The sequence below is a fragment of the Photorhabdus sp. HUG-39 genome, assembly GCF_963878365.1.
GTDB classification, from domain to species: domain Bacteria; phylum Pseudomonadota; class Gammaproteobacteria; order Enterobacterales; family Enterobacteriaceae; genus Photorhabdus; species Photorhabdus kayaii.
Genome location: NZ_CAWNWY010000017.1, coordinates 23,383 through 41,233, shown reverse-complemented (window position 1 = coordinate 41,233; position 17,851 = coordinate 23,383). Strand labels below are relative to the sequence as shown.

15 protein-coding genes are annotated in these 17,851 nt (G+C 44.5%); 3 read left to right on the top strand and 12 right to left on the bottom strand.

The genetic code is table 11. From position 1 onward, the window contains the following. Window positions 1–26: 26 nt before the first annotated feature. A complete protein-coding gene (locus AAC155_RS12650; RefSeq protein ID WP_229015665.1) occupies window positions 27–830 on the top strand; it encodes an inositol monophosphatase family protein in 804 nt (267 codons plus the stop codon). Between the two features lie 222 nt (window positions 831–1,052). Here the strand turns inward: AAC155_RS12650 and menE are convergent, their stop codons facing one another. The 6 genes from menE to menF all read right to left on the bottom strand — a co-directional run bounded on the left by menE (window position 1,053) and on the right by menF (window position 8,166). After that, entirely contained in the window at window positions 1,053–2,453 is a 1,401-nt protein-coding gene (menE, locus tag AAC155_RS12645) for an o-succinylbenzoate--CoA ligase (protein ID WP_113042512.1), read from the bottom strand. Beyond that, a complete protein-coding gene (gene menC / locus AAC155_RS12640) occupies window positions 2,441–3,412 on the bottom strand; it encodes an o-succinylbenzoate synthase (protein ID WP_113042511.1) in 972 nt (323 codons plus the stop codon). Before menC ends, menE begins: the two co-directional genes overlap by 13 nt. After that, the gene (gene menB / locus AAC155_RS12635) at window positions 3,412–4,269 is read right to left on the bottom strand and encodes a 1,4-dihydroxy-2-naphthoyl-CoA synthase (protein WP_113042508.1); all 858 of its coding nucleotides are present in this window, start codon (window positions 4,267–4,269) and stop codon (window positions 3,412–3,414) included. Before menB ends, menC begins: the two co-directional genes overlap by 1 nt. 10 nt (window positions 4,270–4,279) lie before the next feature. Continuing rightward, complete coding sequence (gene menH / locus AAC155_RS12630) at window positions 4,280–5,050, bottom strand: 2-succinyl-6-hydroxy-2,4-cyclohexadiene-1-carboxylate synthase (protein WP_113042585.1); 771 nt, start codon at window positions 5,048–5,050, stop codon at window positions 4,280–4,282. After that, window positions 5,047–6,741 carry a 2-succinyl-5-enolpyruvyl-6-hydroxy-3-cyclohexene-1-carboxylic-acid synthase gene (gene menD, locus AAC155_RS12625; protein ID WP_113042505.1) on the bottom strand — a complete coding sequence of 565 codons (1,695 nt, stop codon included), beginning with the start codon at window positions 6,739–6,741 and terminating at the stop codon, window positions 5,047–5,049. Before menD ends, menH begins: the two co-directional genes overlap by 4 nt. Before the next feature lie 105 nt (window positions 6,742–6,846). Continuing rightward, window positions 6,847–8,166 (bottom strand): isochorismate synthase MenF, encoded by a 1,320-nt coding sequence (gene menF / locus AAC155_RS12620; RefSeq protein WP_113042583.1) that lies wholly within the window; start codon window positions 8,164–8,166, stop codon window positions 6,847–6,849. A gap of 1,016 nt (window positions 8,167–9,182) precedes the next feature. Between menF and AAC155_RS12615 the strand changes: the two genes are divergently transcribed. Then, entirely contained in the window at window positions 9,183–10,409 is a 1,227-nt protein-coding gene (locus AAC155_RS12615) for an alpha-xenorhabdolysin family binary toxin subunit A (RefSeq protein WP_113042503.1), read from the top strand. A gap of 45 nt (window positions 10,410–10,454) precedes the next feature. After that, window positions 10,455–11,516 carry an alpha-xenorhabdolysin family binary toxin subunit B gene (locus tag AAC155_RS12610; RefSeq protein ID WP_113042501.1) on the top strand — a complete coding sequence of 354 codons (1,062 nt, stop codon included), beginning with the start codon at window positions 10,455–10,457 and terminating at the stop codon, window positions 11,514–11,516. A 76-nt stretch (window positions 11,517–11,592) separates the two neighbouring features. Here the strand turns inward: AAC155_RS12610 and nuoN are convergent, their stop codons facing one another. From nuoN to nuoI, 6 genes are read right to left on the bottom strand one after another with little or no spacing between them, the layout of a single operon-like run. Further along, window positions 11,593–13,050 (bottom strand): NADH-quinone oxidoreductase subunit NuoN, encoded by a 1,458-nt coding sequence (gene nuoN, locus AAC155_RS12605; protein ID WP_113042499.1) that lies wholly within the window; start codon window positions 13,048–13,050, stop codon window positions 11,593–11,595. A gap of 6 nt (window positions 13,051–13,056) precedes the next feature. Continuing rightward, entirely contained in the window at window positions 13,057–14,577 is a 1,521-nt protein-coding gene (gene nuoM, locus AAC155_RS12600) for an NADH-quinone oxidoreductase subunit M (RefSeq protein WP_113042497.1), read from the bottom strand. Window positions 14,578–14,597: 20 nt separating this feature from the next. Next, window positions 14,598–16,445 (bottom strand): NADH-quinone oxidoreductase subunit L, encoded by a 1,848-nt coding sequence (gene nuoL / locus AAC155_RS12595; protein ID WP_113042495.1) that lies wholly within the window; start codon window positions 16,443–16,445, stop codon window positions 14,598–14,600. Then, window positions 16,442–16,744, bottom strand: a complete 303-nt coding sequence (gene nuoK, locus AAC155_RS12590) for an NADH-quinone oxidoreductase subunit NuoK (protein WP_011147297.1) — start codon at window positions 16,742–16,744, stop codon at window positions 16,442–16,444. Before nuoK ends, nuoL begins: the two co-directional genes overlap by 4 nt. After that, window positions 16,741–17,286, bottom strand: coding sequence for an NADH-quinone oxidoreductase subunit J (gene nuoJ, locus AAC155_RS12585; RefSeq protein ID WP_011147298.1), 546 nt, complete (start codon window positions 17,284–17,286; stop codon window positions 16,741–16,743). The genes nuoK and nuoJ overlap by 4 nt, the downstream gene beginning before the upstream one ends. A 12-nt stretch (window positions 17,287–17,298) precedes the next feature. Next, a complete protein-coding gene (nuoI, locus tag AAC155_RS12580) occupies window positions 17,299–17,841 on the bottom strand; it encodes an NADH-quinone oxidoreductase subunit NuoI (RefSeq protein WP_011147299.1) in 543 nt (180 codons plus the stop codon). Window positions 17,842–17,851 lie beyond the last annotated feature (10 nt).

Here is a 17,851-nt window from a genome sequence, read left to right as displayed (position 1 = left end):
TATGACCCATTATTAGGCAACATAAAATGACAGATATGCTTAATATTGCACTCAGAGCGATTAAAAAGGTTAAAAAAATCACTCAAGATGGATTCAACGGCTCTCAGGAATTCGAATATAAACTTGATCGTTCTGTTGTAACAGATACTGATGTAAGAATCGAATCTGAAATTAGAAATCTTTTAGAGCAACAATGCCCGGGAGTCCCTATTCTTGGTGAGGAGTTTGGATTGACTGGATCTTGTAAATTTGAAACTGGTTGGGTTATCGATCCTATCGATGGTACTCGGGCCTTTCTATATGGTGTGCCATTGTTTAGCACTCTAATCGCATTTGTCGAGAATGGAGAACCTACTACGGGTGTTATTAGTTTTCCTGCTATTTCAACTATTGTGTACGCTTCAGAAGGGCAGGGTTGTTGGATGAGTAATAATGATGTCTCATTACGCAGGCTTATTATTCAAAACGGTTCTCCAGATACAATTAGTCATGCCGTAATTTCTGCATCAGGGATACATAGTTCATCATACCATCTAGCCGATGGGACAATTCCGTATAATCTCAATTCCTTGGTGAAGACAGCTAAAGATTTTATGTTTATAAATGACTGTTATCAGCACGCAATGGTTGCAAATGGTCGTATTCATTGTGCCATCGATACTTTAATGAAACCATGGGATAGCGCAGCTATTCTGCCTTGCATTAAAGAAGCAGGTGGGGATTACTGCACGCTAAATGGTAGTAGAGAAAAAGTTATGTTTGGTGGAGGATTGGTATCTGCCTGTAATTCACAACTTTTAGATTCGGTTATAGCTTCACTAAATTCATAGCATAATAAGCTGAATCGCTATTCTGAAGTGGCAATATACCCTATGGATTTCAAGATGCATCGCGGCGGCAAGGGAGCGAATCCCCGGGAGCATAGCAAACTATGTGACCGGGGTGAGTGAGCGCAGCCAACAAAGAGGCAACTTGAAAGATGGCGGATATATATCAATAGAGCAAATGGGATGGATATCCATCTCACCACACCAAATACAGATAAAAATAGCTCAAGGGAAACCAGGTAAATCCATCACCCATTTTTTAATTTGCTGGCGGGAGATTTTAATGCCGTTATTTTTAAACTGTTTAGGTAATAAATAGTAAGCTACCGGGCGCTGAAAAGAAGCCAGTTTATCAATCAACCATTCAGGTAATGTATCAATGACCTCAGATGAATTACTGTCTATCACCGCGACAGGGCGATAACCAAATTCAGGATCAGGTACAGGAATAGCAAAACTTTGCTCTACTTGTGGATAGGTATTAATCACCCGTTCAATATCTTCCGGCTGAATGCCTTCTCCACCGCTGAAAAATTGATTATCCATCCGGCCAAGGATACGTAACTCACCCTTTTCGATTATTCCCCGATCACGGGTATGAAACCAGCCATCACGATCAGCTAACGGTTGTAATTTACCATCCAGCCAATATCCATTAGCAAGGCTGCCAGAACGAATCTGAATTTCCTCATTTATCAGTCGAATTTCTTTGCCCGGTAAAGGATTGCCGACACCGGGAAGATCGTCTGCTCGTTTAATGCATACTGTTGAAGCCAATTCGGTCAAACCATAGCTACACCAACAGCAAATGCCTTGCTGCTCCGCTCTTTGTGTCAATTCAATGGGGATCATTGCTCCACCCAACAGCACTTGTTTCAAATTCAGTGTCTGATTTTGTGACTGCTCCAGTAACCGCCAAAGCTGAGTCGGAACCAATGAAGCGTGAGTACAATCGGCTAAAGCATGCTCTAACAGACGGGTATTTCTGAGCACTAAAGAAGCCCCTTTGATTAGCCAGCGCCAAATAATCCCCTGACCCGATACATGAAACAACGGCAATGAGAGCAGCCAGCTATCTTGTTGCTGAAATTCGATTACTGAAAGTACATCTTGCGCGCTGGCAAGATGAGCATAAATTGAGTGAACAGCCGCTTTAGGCAATCCAGAAGAGCCGGAGGTCAGTATCATACTGGCCGGGCGCATAGCATCCCACATGACTGAATTATCATCAGAATTTAGTGGTTCACTTTGCCAATCGAGGGATTTGGCATCCATCACAGGCAAGTTGTCACCACAAAAATCAGCCACAAAATCGATATTCAAATGTGGCAGTAATTTAGCCAAGAGCATTTCAGGCAGTTGAGGATTCAGTGGCAATACCCGCGCACCACACTGTAGCGCGGCAAGATAGCAAAACAACATCTCTTCGCTGTTCTTCCCTCGCAGCATTACACCACTGCCTTCAACTATCCCCTGTTGGCGAAAATTGGCCGCTATCGTATCCAAAGAGATAACTAATTGATGCCAGGTTAGGGAACGATTACGCAACTTGACAGCAATATTTTCAGGGCTAAACGATGCCCAGTAGCGCCATGGCCACTGGGTAAATGAATTTAACTGCGCCATGCGATGTCTAACTCGTCCAATCTTGTTACTGGCATCGTGCTGCCCGGCCAACAGCGCACCAACTGAGACTGAACCAATTCCAGCGTATCCAGTCCAGGAATAGTCGCTGGCGTCAGCCAATGAGCAATACGGGCAAGCTGAGTCAAACCGAAGCTGGTTTCAATACTGGAGCTAATCACCGCCTCCAATCCAGCGTTGTGCGCGGCTGAAATCAACTGACAGCAACGGGCAAGGCTTCCTATCAGAGTGGGTTTAATCACAATAGCAGTCACCCCTGCTTGTGCCTCTACGTTAAAACCTTCATCACGGACGCTTTCATCCCATGCAATGGCAATCCCTGTATCACGGGCAAAAGCGAGCGATTGTTCCGGGGTTTGACAAGGTTCTTCCAGAAAGGTAATTCGGTTACGGTAATCAGGATTGACATACTTAGCGAAACTGTCCGCTTTAGCACGGCTCCAACTACGGTTAGCATCCAGCCGCAAAGATAAATCCGGTACCGCTTCCAGTAAAACATTCACTACCATGCCGTCACGTACAGCTTCATACAGCCCGATTTTCACTTTGGCAACTTTTTGTCCACTCATTTTACTGAGACGAACAATCAGTTCATCAGGATCACCATTGCATAGTGGCGCTTTCCGGTAATCAGCGTCTTCCGGTAAGTTACCCTGTAATTCAGCTAATGCACAGCTAATCCCAAATGCGACAGAAGGTAATTCACTTTCATCAGGTTCAGCGCCAAGATGCCACTGTCTAAGCCATGCCATCGCTGCTTCACCCGCCTGTTCAACTGTTTCTTTGCTGAATTCGGGCAATGGTGCAATTTCACCCCATCCCTGTTGACCATTTTCCTGTAAGTGAACCAAAAAACCATCACGAGTTTTAAGCCGCTGATATCGCAGGATAACACCTGACTCCATCGGCAATCTGAACCGGTATAAAATTGCAGTACGCATTACGGGTTACGTTTAAATTTGCTGAAATCAGGGTGGCGTTTCTCAACGAATGCATTACGTCCCTCCTGACCTTCTTCTGTCATATAGAAAAGCATGGTGGCGTTACCTGCCAGCTCTTGCAATCCAGACTGACCATCACAATCCGCATTTAGAGCGGCTTTCAGGCAGCGCAGAGCCATTGGGCTATTTTTCAGCATTTCACGACACCAGCGAACGGTCTCTTTCTCCAGATCCGCATAAGGCACAACTGTATTAACCAGCCCCATCTCCAACGCTTGTTTAGCATCATACTGACGGCACAAGAACCAGATTTCGCGGGCTTTTTTCTGACCAACAATTCGAGCCATATAAGATGCCCCCCAACCGCCGTCAAAAGAGCCCACTTTAGGTCCGGTCTGACCGAAAATAGCGTTATCAGCCGCAATGGTCAGGTCACATACCAGATGCAGTACATGACCACCACCAATCGCATATCCAGCAACCATAGCAACGACCGGTTTTGGACAAGTGCGAATTTGGCGTTGGAAATCCAAAACATTCAGATGATGCATGCCGTTGTCATCCTTATAACCACCATGATCACCACGAACTTTTTGATCACCACCAGCACAAAAAGCTTTTTCACCCATTCCCGTCAGGATAATCACCCCGATATTGTCATCATAACGGGCATCATCCAATGCCTGCATCATCTCTTTAACCGTCAATGGCCGAAATGCGTTACGTACTTGTGGGCGATTAATGGTGATTTTAGCCATACCATCTGTGGATTTGTGATAAAAAATATCGTCAAACCCTTCAGAGCAGTCCTGCCATACAATTGGGGCATAGAGTTCTTCTTCGCTCGGGTAAATCATATTCGTATTCCTATACATTAAAGAGTGATAAAAAATGGTTTACTACCGCAACAAACGCCGCCGTGTCCGCTCGGTGAGCATTATGCCCAACATGTGGAATAGTTTGCAGCGGCAAAGCGCAACGTTTTGCCAATTGTTGGAATTTCTTATCATTTTCGCCACACAGATAAACAAAAGGTAACGCCAGTTGTTGCAATACCGGTACTAACCAAGGTTGATGTCCAAGTGAAGTATTTTCCAGCATATTAGCCACACCATTGCCATTATTATGACGGCGTACTTTGATCAGTTGCTGACGCTGTGCAGGTAATAAATCAGAAAAAACCGGCTGCTGATACCAATCAGATAAAACCTGTTCAATCGGCTGAGAACGAAAACGTCCGGCCCAATTTCTATCGTGTTCGAGACGATTATTCCGCTCCTGTTGGGAAAATAACCCAGGATTTCCCCCTTCAACCAGCAATCCGCATAATCCCTGATTATCACCATAACAGGCATGATACATAGCAATACGGCCCCCTAAGGAGTAGCCAATCAGCCAGTATTTACTAATTTGCTGTTCTGCTAATGTTTCAGATAAAAGACAACTCATCTCCAGAAGATCTTTTACCCGCACGTCAGTGGAATCACCGTGACCAGGTAGATCGATAACCAATGAAGGATGCTGAGCACACAGATTCACTAATGGCAACCATTCATCACCACAGCCCAATAATCCATGCAACCAAACCAGCCACGGACGGTCATTGTGACCGTTAAACTTACGACAAGCGAGGCTCACAACATAGCCACCTGTTTTAACAGTTGTTGCAAACACTCAGCCCCTTCTCTATCCGGCACTTTTAGCTCAATCAGTGTGGTTTCATTTTGTTGCCATGCCTGTTCAATACCTTGTTGCAATTCCATCCAATTTTGTGGGCTGGCATATTTCAAGCCGAACATCGCCGCAGCATGATCAAAATTAACGTATTGAGGCATACAATAAAAACGCTGCCTTGCTTCTTCCTGAGTGGGTAGTAAAGAGAAAATCTGCCCGCCGTTATTATTTACCACAATTAATACCATTGGAGCGGAAGGATGACGCAATAGAGCCAAGCTATTGAGATCATAAAGCGCCGATAAATCACCGATAACAGCCAAAGTGGGCTTTGCCGTTGCCCGTTGCACACCTGCCGCAGTGGAAATTAACCCATCAATGCCGCTAGCACCCCGGTTACTGTAAACCGGATATCCCGCAGGTAATTGCCCCAGTGCATCGATCAAACGAATAATCAGGCTGTTACCGACAAACAGCTGCCCGCGTTCAGGCAGTAATTCACACAATCGATAGGCCACCGTTGCTTCACCAAATTTCCCAGCCAATTCAGTTCTGACACAGTTAACTGCTTTTTCTGACCAGACTTTGAGCTCTTCTGCCCACAATGTACACGATTGTGCCCACGGTATACGCGGCTGTGCCGGATGAGCCAGTAACCAGTCAGCAATATGACAGGTCAATTTTTTGCCACGATGATTGGCAGGATCAAGCCGGCCTGGTATCGGATCAATAATCCAAAACTCCTGCGGCTGGCATTTCGCCTGCCACTGTAACAAGCGTTTCCCTATCAGGCTGGAACCAAACTGCACTACCAGTTGTGCTTGCGCTAAAATCTCCTGCACATGAGGATTATCCAACCATAAATCGGCACAAGGCAATGGCTGCCCAGTTTGTGAAAGCACATTGCCAATCAACGGCCAGCCCAATGCCTTTGCCCATTTAGCAACATTAACGCCCTCTTCGGCACTCATTCGACCAGCCAATACAACGCCTTTTTTCTGTTGCCAACAGTCCCAATCCGCTACTTCTGCCACAACATTAGCTACTGGCTGGCTTAACCAAGGTGTTTTACTTTTCCACCAATCGCCTAACTGCTGCTGCCACTCATCATAAGCAGGCGCTTCATTGCCATATAATGGTTCGGCAAATGGGCAATTAATATGCAAGGCCCCATGCCGCAAATTCGCCATACTATGATCTATGACAGAAGCCAGCCAGCTTGCCGGTATATCTACGGTCGGTCTTGGCAAAGAAATTGTTTGGCATGGATGAGAAGCAAAAATACCATTTTGACGAATAGCCTGACTCGCACCACAATCCATCAATTCTGGAGGCCGATCAGCGGTAAGGAAAACCATTCGTTCACCCGTTAAACTGGCTTCAATTAATGAAGGATAGAGATTTGCCACTGCGGTTCCAGAAGTAACGATAACGGCAACCGGCTCTCTGCTTGCTTTGGATAATCCCAGTGCCAGATGTCCTAATCCGCGTTCGTCAAAATGAGTATGACAAATCAGTTTGTTATTTGCTGCGGCAGCTATTGTCAAAGGCGTGGAGCGTGAACCGGGCGCAATGCAAACATGACGTAATCCGTGGCGAGTAAGTGCTTCCAATAAAAGTTCCGCCCAGCGGCGGTTAAATGCGCTGTTTGACATATTTTACTCAAAGAATTTCTATAAATGCTGGCTATTAGCCTAACGGCACCGATAATTATTTCTTTATCCTAGTTCAATGAATTGCCATTTAATCGGAGATTGTTTTCATTCACCTTTCAGTAAAGTGCGCAACCCGGCAGCTTTATTCTCTATCTCTATCCACTCTTGTTGTGGATCAGACCCCATCACAATCCCCGCACCGGCATACAGTGAAAGTAAATTGTTGTTAATTTGTGCGCAACGTAGTGAAACCGCAAACTCACTCTGCTCACAGGAAAGATATCCTGCGGACCCGGCGTACCAATCACGACTGAATAACTCGCTATCACGAATAAAATCACGCGCCGCTTCACGAGGTAATCCAGCAACAGCGGCCGTTGGTTGTAAACGATGCAAGCAGTCACTATCACTGGCACTCTTTAGTTTTCCCTGAATTCGGCGGCGCAAATGCTGAACCTTTCGCAAACGAATCACATCTGGCGGAGCAACATCGACAGAAACCACTGCGCCTTGAAGACGCTGGCAAATATCATCAACAACTAGCAAGTTTTCATGCTGATTTTTTTTATCACCTAGCAACCATTGCCCCAATTTTTCGGCTTGCTGAGCATCATCAGAATTAGCAACCGTCCCCGCCAGCGCCTCTGTATAAAGCTGAGTCTGCTTACGGTGGTAAAGCCGTTCTGGTGAAGACGCCAAAAATGCCTCATGCTGATTAAAAGCTAGCATAAAATGATAACAACAGTGATTTATCTGGCGACTCGCGGCCATAAACTGTGCAGCCGCTAAAGATTCACTCAGTTCTAGTTGCGTCTTACGCGCCATCACTACCTTCTCCATCTTACGATGGGTAATAGAGTCCAAAGCCTGCTCAATCAAATCACTCCACCGGGCGCGTTCCGGCATATCCTCCGCATTCACTACCACCGCCTGTAACGCAGAGAATTCCTGGTGCGGAACTAATTGTTGCAGAAATTCCTGTGCATTCCTTACATCCTGCGGACCAGCTATATTCAGATACAACCAGCTTTCATCACGGCAGCGGCGTAATTCGATACGGGGCAAAAACAGATAACTCGTTTCCCCTGCTTCTGATTGCGTAATACGAGCTGGTTGAATCCGATCCCAAGCATTCAGCCCCCAGATCCACATCTGTGGAAACTGACGGTTTCTCTGCAAAAAGTTTTCGGCTAAAGCGATATCACTGAAAAGATGGATTTGCCCACAAGCAGCGACTTCTTCATGGCCCTCTCTGTGATGCCAATAGAACTGCGGATAATGAGACTGCGCTGCCAGCCATTCCAACCAGTAAGTGCTGCAATCTGCTGGCAGAGGAAATGAAATCTGTTGGATACCAACTTCGCTAACTTGTTTATTATTCAGTGTTTTACATACATCAGCGACAACATTAGCAATTTGATTCACCACTTCTGCCCCAAAAGACATGATAAAAAGTAGGATTATACGGGGCATTAATAATAATTAAAGCCCTGATTATTTATGTCTTTATGCTTGTTCGATTCCGTTAGTGATATGCTCTTATCCCAATACTGAAACAGGCTAAATCAGAGACTCAGCCATTCCGATAACAAATATTAAGTTCATTAGCATAATCAATTTTCACGATGCAATTTATACAAAAACGACTCTTTTATTTACTACGGAAAATTTACTAAATAAATACCGTTATTATAAACAACGGAACAAATATTTATTATTCTAAAAAAATCGCCCTATAAAAAACAGATGTCACTTCCATAATAACTAAATATAATTATAAAAAAATCCTTCTTATCTGTTAATTTAAACCATCATATAAACAATTAAGACTTTAATTAAAATATAGATCTAAAAATAACAAAAAATTTATTCAATGACATAAGGAGAATAGAATGCTATTCCATCTGTTTTTTAATATACCATAAATAACAAAGCAAAAAACATCCAACTTATTCTTGATAAAAAAATCACATTACCTATCTTTTAAATCAATAATATAGAAATCATATAATCTCCACATCATGCAACCAACATAACCGATTGTTTTAAAATGTATTTTATAAAAATAACATTAAAATATTTTATATTTATCATCTTAATGTCAATTAAAAAATGAAATTTCAAACTATATGAACAATAAAGACAAAGGATTTATTTTACATTTAATTATTAAAATAATAAAAATTCATACTATTTAATTTCATATATCAGATATACAAAAATCATAAATAATTTCATTTAAGACTGATAAAAATGTAGACAATTATTTAATAAAACTCATGAATTAAACTGTTTTTACAACAATTAATCATGCAAATATATGTATTTTTAATTCAGATTATTCAATAAAAAACACAACGTTAATTTAACAACATGAGTATTATAACGTTCGGTTATGCCTTGATGTATTTAATGATTTTTTAATAAAGCAAGAACCATTAATGGAGAAATATATGTTATTAGCTCAACTTCCAGCGGAAAAAACACTGAACGAAACAGATATTCCCTCGGCTACCTTGCAATTACTGACTGGTAAACAAGAAGGTGTTGCACGCCCCGGAGGAATATTTACCAAAGAAGACCTGATTAATATCAAACTGTATGTTAAAAAAGGTCTATCACTCCCTTTTAATCTTGAGGAAGTAAAAAGCTACTTGGGTTACCAAAAGATCAATATCGCCGGATTAGAACCAGAAGATATTCACACTTTGTTTGAAGAAATCCGCACTCACTCGTTTAGCTGGAGCGATGTGGAAAACGATATTCTGCAACAGAGCATAGACCTAGAAATTATTGGCCAACAAATCACCGAAACGGGTGAAAACATCATTAGCATCATTAATGAAATGCCAATTATCACACGCATAAAAATGAGACTAGGAGAAATATCGGAGAGACAACTCGCCCAGATCACCTACACCCATGAAGACAGAGAAGTATCATCTGCTCTAGAGGAAATCCTTGACACCATAAAAAATGATATTAAAAAACAGCGTGAGAAAACAGAAAAAGTCAAAACCGAAGTATCCGATTTCAAGCTAAAGCTGATTGGCGGCAGATTGTCAAACGGCAGCATTGCTCTAGGTTTACAACCACAAGTCGAAAATAAGCGAAAGCTGATGAAAGACTATAAGATGTCAGTCAGCATCGAAGATCTGGACGATAAGATCATTGAGAAAAAAGAGGAAATTGTCCAACTCAAGAAAGACTACGATAAATTCGTAGGCTTGGCTTTCTCCGGTATCGCAGCGGGACTGATCGGCCTCGCTATTACTGGCGGCATTTTTGGTTCCAAGGCAGAAGAAGTACGAAAACGTAAAAACATGCTGATCGAAGAAGTACGCAGCCTGGAAGAGAGCATCAAAGGTAAACGCGCATTACAAAAATCTATTACTAGTTTATCCCTTGATTTTAGCGACATTGATACCCGCTTATTGGATGCAGAAGTGGCTCTGAACCATTTAGATTACATGTGGCAATCCATGCTGACCCAGATCAATGCTTCTAAAGATAAATTCACCCAAATTAATGATGCACTGAACCTGACCTCTTTTATAACTAAATTCCAGCAAGTCATAAACCCTTGGAAAGAGGTGGAAGGTTCCGCTAAACAATTAGTCAAGGTTTTCGATGAAGCATTGAAAGAATACAAACATCGCTATAACTAATCGTTCCCCGTATTACATAGGATTATAGAAAAAAGGAGTCTTAAAATGACTGAAGTCATTACTTTCCCTCAGAAAACTATCACTTATCCAGAAATTAGTGTAAAAACTTTGAGTCAGGCGGTGAAAAATATCTGGCGTTTAACGCACCAACAAAAATCAGGCATTGAAATCATCCAGGACAAAACTCTGCGGATAAGCTTATACAGTCGTGATATCGATGAAGCCGCTCGCGCCTCTGTACCTCAACTACAAACTGTCCTGAGACAACTCCCGCCTCAAGACTATTTCCAGACCATCATCGAAATTGATACTGCTCTGGAAAATTCAGAATTGGATGACGAGACTCGTAATACCTTGTTAGATGCACGTTCAGAACAAGTACGCAATTTGAACAAAGATGTTAAAAACGTCATTTCCAACTTACACGCAGAAGCTAACATAATGACCAGCAAAATTGCTGATGTTCGGAATGTCGTTATTTTAGAACGTCTGGAAGAGCGCCTGAAAGAAGAGCAGGAAAGAAAAGAAGAACTGCAAGCTGATATCACGCAGAAAGAGCAAGATAAGGCCAAATTAATCCCAGATCGCGATAAGCTCATCGAAAGTCAAAACATTATCCGTCAATATAATCTGGCCGATATGTTTAAGGACTATATTCCCAACCTCAGTGAACTGGACAAACTGAATCTGGCTAGCCCTAAAAAAGAACTTATCAAACAAGCAATCAAACAAGGAATTGAAATCACCAAAAAGATTCTGAGCAATATCTCCACAGGACTAAAATATGTTGAGCTAGCTGATGCCAGGATCAAATTGGATCAACAAATCGCTCAATTAACCAAAGATGGCGACGACTTAAATATCCAGTTAAAAGGCGTAGAACAACGGATTGCCGGTATAGCTGATGTGCATCAAATCGACAAAGAACGCACTACCCTATTACTCCAGGCAACTAAACTGGAGCAAGTATGGAGCATCTTTGCCAATCAATTACAGGAGACCATAGATGATCAAACCCGTCAGCAAAACCTGGCTAAGCTCATACACGATCAGCTAGCCTACCTTGATAATCTGGAATCGCAATACAGCGGGATTCTGCTGAAATAAAACTTGCAATAACCCGGTAAGGATAATCTTACCGGGTTTTTATATTCCAAATAATGGGTAACAACCAACTGGCTATTTAGAGAATAATTTTCGCCTGCTGTATCACATCAATCAACGGTTGAGGCCAGATACCTAGCGCTAATACCAATAATGCGGAAATCAGAACAACCATCCCGCCGGCAGTCGATGCCCAGTTCCTTGGTGTGTCACGATTAAGCGCTTTCGGCGCAGGCAGGTACAAACTGACCATGACCCGTAAATAGTAATACAGACCGATAGCACTACCCACCACCACGGCACCCGTCAGCCACCACAATTCCGCTTTCACACCCAACACAATGACGTAAAACTTACCAATAAAACCGAACGTCATTGGGATCCCCGCCAGTGACAACATCATCACCGTCATCACCGCAGACAGAATAGGTTTATGCCAAAACAGGCCACGGTATGAGTAGAGGGAATCTGCATCCGGCCCTTTATATGGGCTGGACATGAGGCTAACAACGCCAAATGCACCAATACTGCTAAACAGATAACCTGCCAGATAGATACCGACCGTTTCTTCTGAAAGCTGGTGGTTCTGTACCGCCACCAGTGCCACCAGCAGATAACCCAGGTGAGCAATAGAAGAGTAACCAAGCAGCCGTTTGATATTTGTCTGGGTCAGCGCCATCAAGTTACCGAACAGCATAGAAGCAATTGCAATAACGGTTAATACCGTACGCAGTGCTTCACTATCCGCCATTGGTGCTTCAACAAACAAACGCACTACTACTGCGAAAATCGCTATCTTACTGGCGGTTGCCAGAAAGGTGGAGACCGGAGCAGGCGCTCCCTGATAAACATCCGGTGTCCAGAGATGGAAAGGTACCAGTGATAATTTGAAGCCAAGGCCAACAACCAGCATACCCAAGCCTGACAGTATCAAAGGTTGATAGATATAGCTGTCAGACAAACGATGCCCCAGTGCGGCAAAAGAGAGATCGCCTGATTCCGCATATAACAACGCTATACCAAACAGCATGAAAGAAGAGGCTGCCGCAGACAGAAGCATATACTTGATAGCCGCTTCCAGAGAGCGTTTCTGACGATATGCATAACCAATCAAACCAAACAGCGGTAAAGTTAATAACTCAATACCGATAAACAATGATGCTAAGTGGTTTGCACACGCCAGAAGAATCCCGCCCACTGTCGCAATCAGCACCAGTAAATAGAACTCTTCTTTGTTATCTGGGTAATTTTCTAGCCAGGAATAGGCGAAAGTCGTCGTTGCTAAGCTTGCAACCAGTACGAGACCGATATAGAGCATAGCATAGCGATCCACATGAACCAGTGGAGTGACATCCATCGCTTCTTGCTGTCCGACAAAATAGAGAGACAGCAGGGCCAGATTCAAACCTATCACGGTCAGAGTGGTATTAATAAAGTGATCGCGTCGCCACGCAATGGACAGCATCACAACGACTACCGTCAATCCGACGATCAACAGCGGTAACAGCGCGATCAGTTGTTGAGGAGTTATTGTCATGGCGAATTACGGCCTTGTAGTTGAAATTGAAGCTGAATACCAGGTCTGGATGTTATCCATCGCTGCCGCTGAAGTATCAAGGATAGGTTGTGGGTAGAAACCCATCACCACCAGTAATATCAACAGCACCATTACAATGGATACTTCTCGCATATCCATTCGTCTTAGTGGTTCATCTGATTTTGATTCACCGTAGTAAGCACGCTGCATCATATACAGGGCATAGACAGAGGCGAAGACCAGACCAAACACAGAAATCGTTATAATTAACGGAAATTCACTAAAACTACCAAACAGGATCATAAATTCACCGACGAAGTTACCGGTCCCCGGCATCCCTAGTGTCGCCACAGCAAAAGCGAGCGATAACGCAGGCAGGAACTGCACACGTTTCCACAAACCACCCATAAGATTCATATCACGGGTATGTAAGCGCTCATAAAGCTGCCCACAGAGAATAAACAGACCTGCGGCTGACAGACCATGAGCAATCATCTGAATAATTGCCCCTTGGTAAGCAAGCTGGCTGCCAGAATAGATCGCGATTAACACAAACCCCATATGAGAGATACTGGTATAAGCAATCAAGCGTTTGATATCTGTCTGGCTGAATGCCATCCATGCGCCATAGAAGATCCCAAGCACACCGAACCACATCGCAATGGGAGTAAACTCATGAGAAGCTTCCGGGAACAGTGGCAAACCGAAACGCAACAGACCATAACCTGCGGTTTTCAGCAAGATACCCGCCAGGTCAACAGAACCCGCTGTTGGTGCCTGACTGTGCGCATCAGGTAACCACCCATGTAAAGGCACTACTGGCATTTTTACAGCAAAAGCAATGAAGAAACCGAGCATCAGCAAGTATTGAACGGTGTGTGACATGGGTGTATTCAGCAGCTTTCCATAGCTGAATGTCCACTCACCTGTCCCGTTATAGTGAACCAGTACCAGCGCCATAATCGCAATTAACATCACCAAGCCACTCGCCTGGGTGTAAATGAAAAACTTGGTCGCTGCGGTGATACGGGTTTTACCGCCTGAGCCTCGGTGCCCCCACAGTGCAATCAAGAAGTACATCGGCACCAACATCATTTCCCAGAAGAAGAAGAATAGGAACATGTCGATAGCGAGGAACACCCCCATCACACCACCCAAGATCCACAGCAGGTTCAAGTGGAAAAAGCCCTGATATGGCTGATTTTCCGTCCATGAACAGAGAATAGCCATCAGCCCCAGTAGTGCGGTCAACACCACCATCAGCAGCGATAAGCCATCCAGAGCAAGGTGAATACTGATACCAAAACGTGGGATCCATGGCATAAGAAATTCCTCTTGCCATTGAGGGATCCCTTGCGGATTCGCCAAGGTATAGTCCCCCAGCAACCACAGTTGCAGAGAGAGCACCAGAGTCAACCCCATCGAAATTAACGCGATCCAACGCGGTACACGGGTACCGAAGCGTTCAGCCTGCCAACTCAACAGGCCACCGATGAAGGGCATAAGAATTAGCCAAGGTAATAGCATGGCGCAATGTATCCCTTAAATTAAACCAGTAGCAGCAGAGCTAAAACCAGCACTGCACCCAACCCCATAGAGGCAACGTACCAACGGACCTGTCCATTTTCACTCAGACTAAGACCTTTATTACTCCAGCGTGATAACACCGCAGGAATATTCATCAATGAATTTAGCGGATCGTTTCGCAATACATGTGTAATGTTCTTGAACGGCTTAACAAATACCCAATCATAGAGAACATCAAAACCCCAAGCATTAAACCACCATACGGAGAAGAAACGCCCCGGAGCACTTTGTGCCACACCATTCACTAACTGACGTTTACCCAAATACAGTGCCATTGCCAGCAAAATACCCGCGACAGCGATCACACCAGAAACCACTTCCAAGGTCATTTTTCCTGTGTGATCCGTTGCATGGCTTCCCGGCAATACACCCGCCAATGGTGGCACAATTAGTGCGCCCACAAAGGTGGAAAGCACCAGCAATACCAGTAACGGCAGGTGATGGGTGATACCTTTAACAGGATGAGCTTTTGTTTTCGCCTCACCGTGGAATACAATGAAAATCATACGGAAGGTATACAAAGAGGTCATAAATGCACCCGCCAGACCAGCTAGCATAAGGTTGATATGACCATGTGACATTGCTCCCCACAGAATTTCATCTTTACTGTAGAAACCCGCAGTGACAATTGGCAACGCTGATAACGCCGCGCCACCTACCAAGAAGCAGGCATAAACCAACGGAATGGATTTACGCAATCCTCCCATTTTGAAAATATTCTGTTCGTGGTGACAGGCCAAGATGACGGAACCCGATGCCAGGAACAACAGCGCCTTAAAGAAAGCGTGAGTCATCAGGTGGAAGATTGCTGCATCCCACGCCTGAACCCCCAACGCCAGGAACATGTAACCAATCTGGCTCATGGTTGAGTAAGCCAATACACGCTTAATATCGGTTTGTACTAACGCGGCAAAACCTGCCAACACCAGCGTGACAGCACCGACAGTGCCAACCAGTTGCAGGATTTCTGGCGCCATCAAGAATAGGCCGTGACTACGTGCAACTAAGTAAACCCCGGCGGTCACCATCGTTGCAGCATGAATCAACGCAGAAACTGGCGTTGGACCGGCCATCGCATCGGCCAACCAAGTTTGTAACGGCAACTGGGCTGATTTACCTACTGCTCCCCCCAATAACATCAGAGTCGCCCAGGTAATCACCGAAGAACCGGCTTCCAGATGCTGTGGAGCTAAAATCGCCAACTCGCGGAAGTTCAACGTTCCCAGATTGTCATACAAAATGAACATGCCGATAGCCAGGAAGACGTCACCCACACGGGTAACGACAAAGGCTTTCATTGCTGCGGCACCATTCGCCGGATTGGTATAGTAGAAGCCAATCAGCAAATAACTGCACAGCCCTACCCCTTCCCAACCGAGATACATCAGCATCATGTTATCTGCCAGAACCAGTATCACCATGCTGGCAATAAACAGGTTGGTATAAGCGAAGAAACGGGAATAGCCCTCTTCACCACGCATATACCACGAGGCATACATATGGATCAGGAAACCAACACCCGTTACCACACTCAACATGGTAAGCGATAAACCATCAAGAACCAGAGTGAACGGAATACTGAAATTCCCAACTTCCATCCAGTTCCACAGGTTCTGACTGTAAACCAGATCACCCGCCCCATTCTGACTGTTGAAATCGATAGCTACCCATAAGGTAACCAACGCAGCCAAACCAACAGAACTAATCCCGATGGTAGCCGATGTATTTTCAGACCAGCGGCCACGGGAAAATGCCAACAGCAAAAATCCCAGCAGTGGCAGCAGAATTGTTAAATAGAGTAAGTTCATCCGCGCATCTCACTGACTGTATCAATATTCAGATTCTGGCGACGACGATAGAGCTGCAATAACAGCGCCAAGCCAATACTCGCCTCTGCCGCCGCCAAGCTGATAGCCAAAATAAACATCACTTGACCATCTGGCTGGCCCCAATAGCTGCCTACCACAACAAAAGCCAGAGCCGCAGCATTAATCATCACTTCGAGCCCAATTAACATAAACAACAGATTACGGCGGATGATGAGCCCGGTCAGGCCCAACACAAATAGAATTGCCGCCAAAATCAGTCCATGTTGAAGAGGTATCATGGTTGTTCCTCCGCATTTCGGTTGCTGAGCACTTCACCCTGTTTGTGTTCACGGCCAATGTGATACGCCACCACCATACCGGCAAGCAACAGCAAAGAAGCCAGTTCAACGGCCAATACATACGGACCAAACAAACTGATACCCACTTCTTTGGCACTGACAACTTCACCCGTGATATTGTCGGCAATATCCCCATGAGAAACATTGATAATGGTATACACCAGCACAACAAGCAGCATTGTTGACAGTATTCCCGGACCAATCCACGTCCGCGGTTTCAACCAAACACGCTCCTGTTCAACAACGGATTTGCCAAGGTTAAGCATCATCACCACGAAAACGAACAGCACCATAATAGCCCCGGCGTAAACGATGATCTCTAGCGCACCGGCAAAATAAGCACCCAGCGAGAAAAACACCGCTGAAAGCGCCAGCAGAGAAACGATCAGATACAAAAGCGCATGTATCGGATTGGTATGGGTAATTACCCTGATAGTTGCCAATATGGCAATCAGCCCAGCGGTATAAAACGTAAATTCCATGAATATCGCTCCTTACGGCAACAGGCTTTTAACGTCGATAGGTTTCGCTTCATTGTCGGCTTCACCTTTTGATTTGCCGTCAATTGCCACACCTGTCTTACGGTAAAAGTTATAATCAGGATATTTACCCGGACCTGAAATCGTCAGCTCCTCTTTTTCATATACCAAATCCTGACGCTTAAATTCCCCCATTTCGAAATCAGGCGTTAATTGGATCGCTGTAGTCGGGCAAGCTTCTTCACATAAGCCACAGAAAATACAACGTGAGAAGTTAATGCGGAAAAATTCTGGATACCAACGACCATCTTCATGTTCCGCCTTTTGCAGTGAGATACATCCCACCGGGCAAACAGCCGCACACAGGTTACAGGCAACACAACGCTCTTCACCGTCCGGATCGCGCGTCAACACAATACGGCCACGGTAACGGGGTGGCAGATAAACCGGTTCCTCTGGATACATTTGGGTTTCGCGCTTATGAAAGGCATGCAAGCCAATCATCCAAATACTGCGTACCTGGGTGGCAAAACCAACCACTAACTCTTTCAATGTCATGGTTCATTCC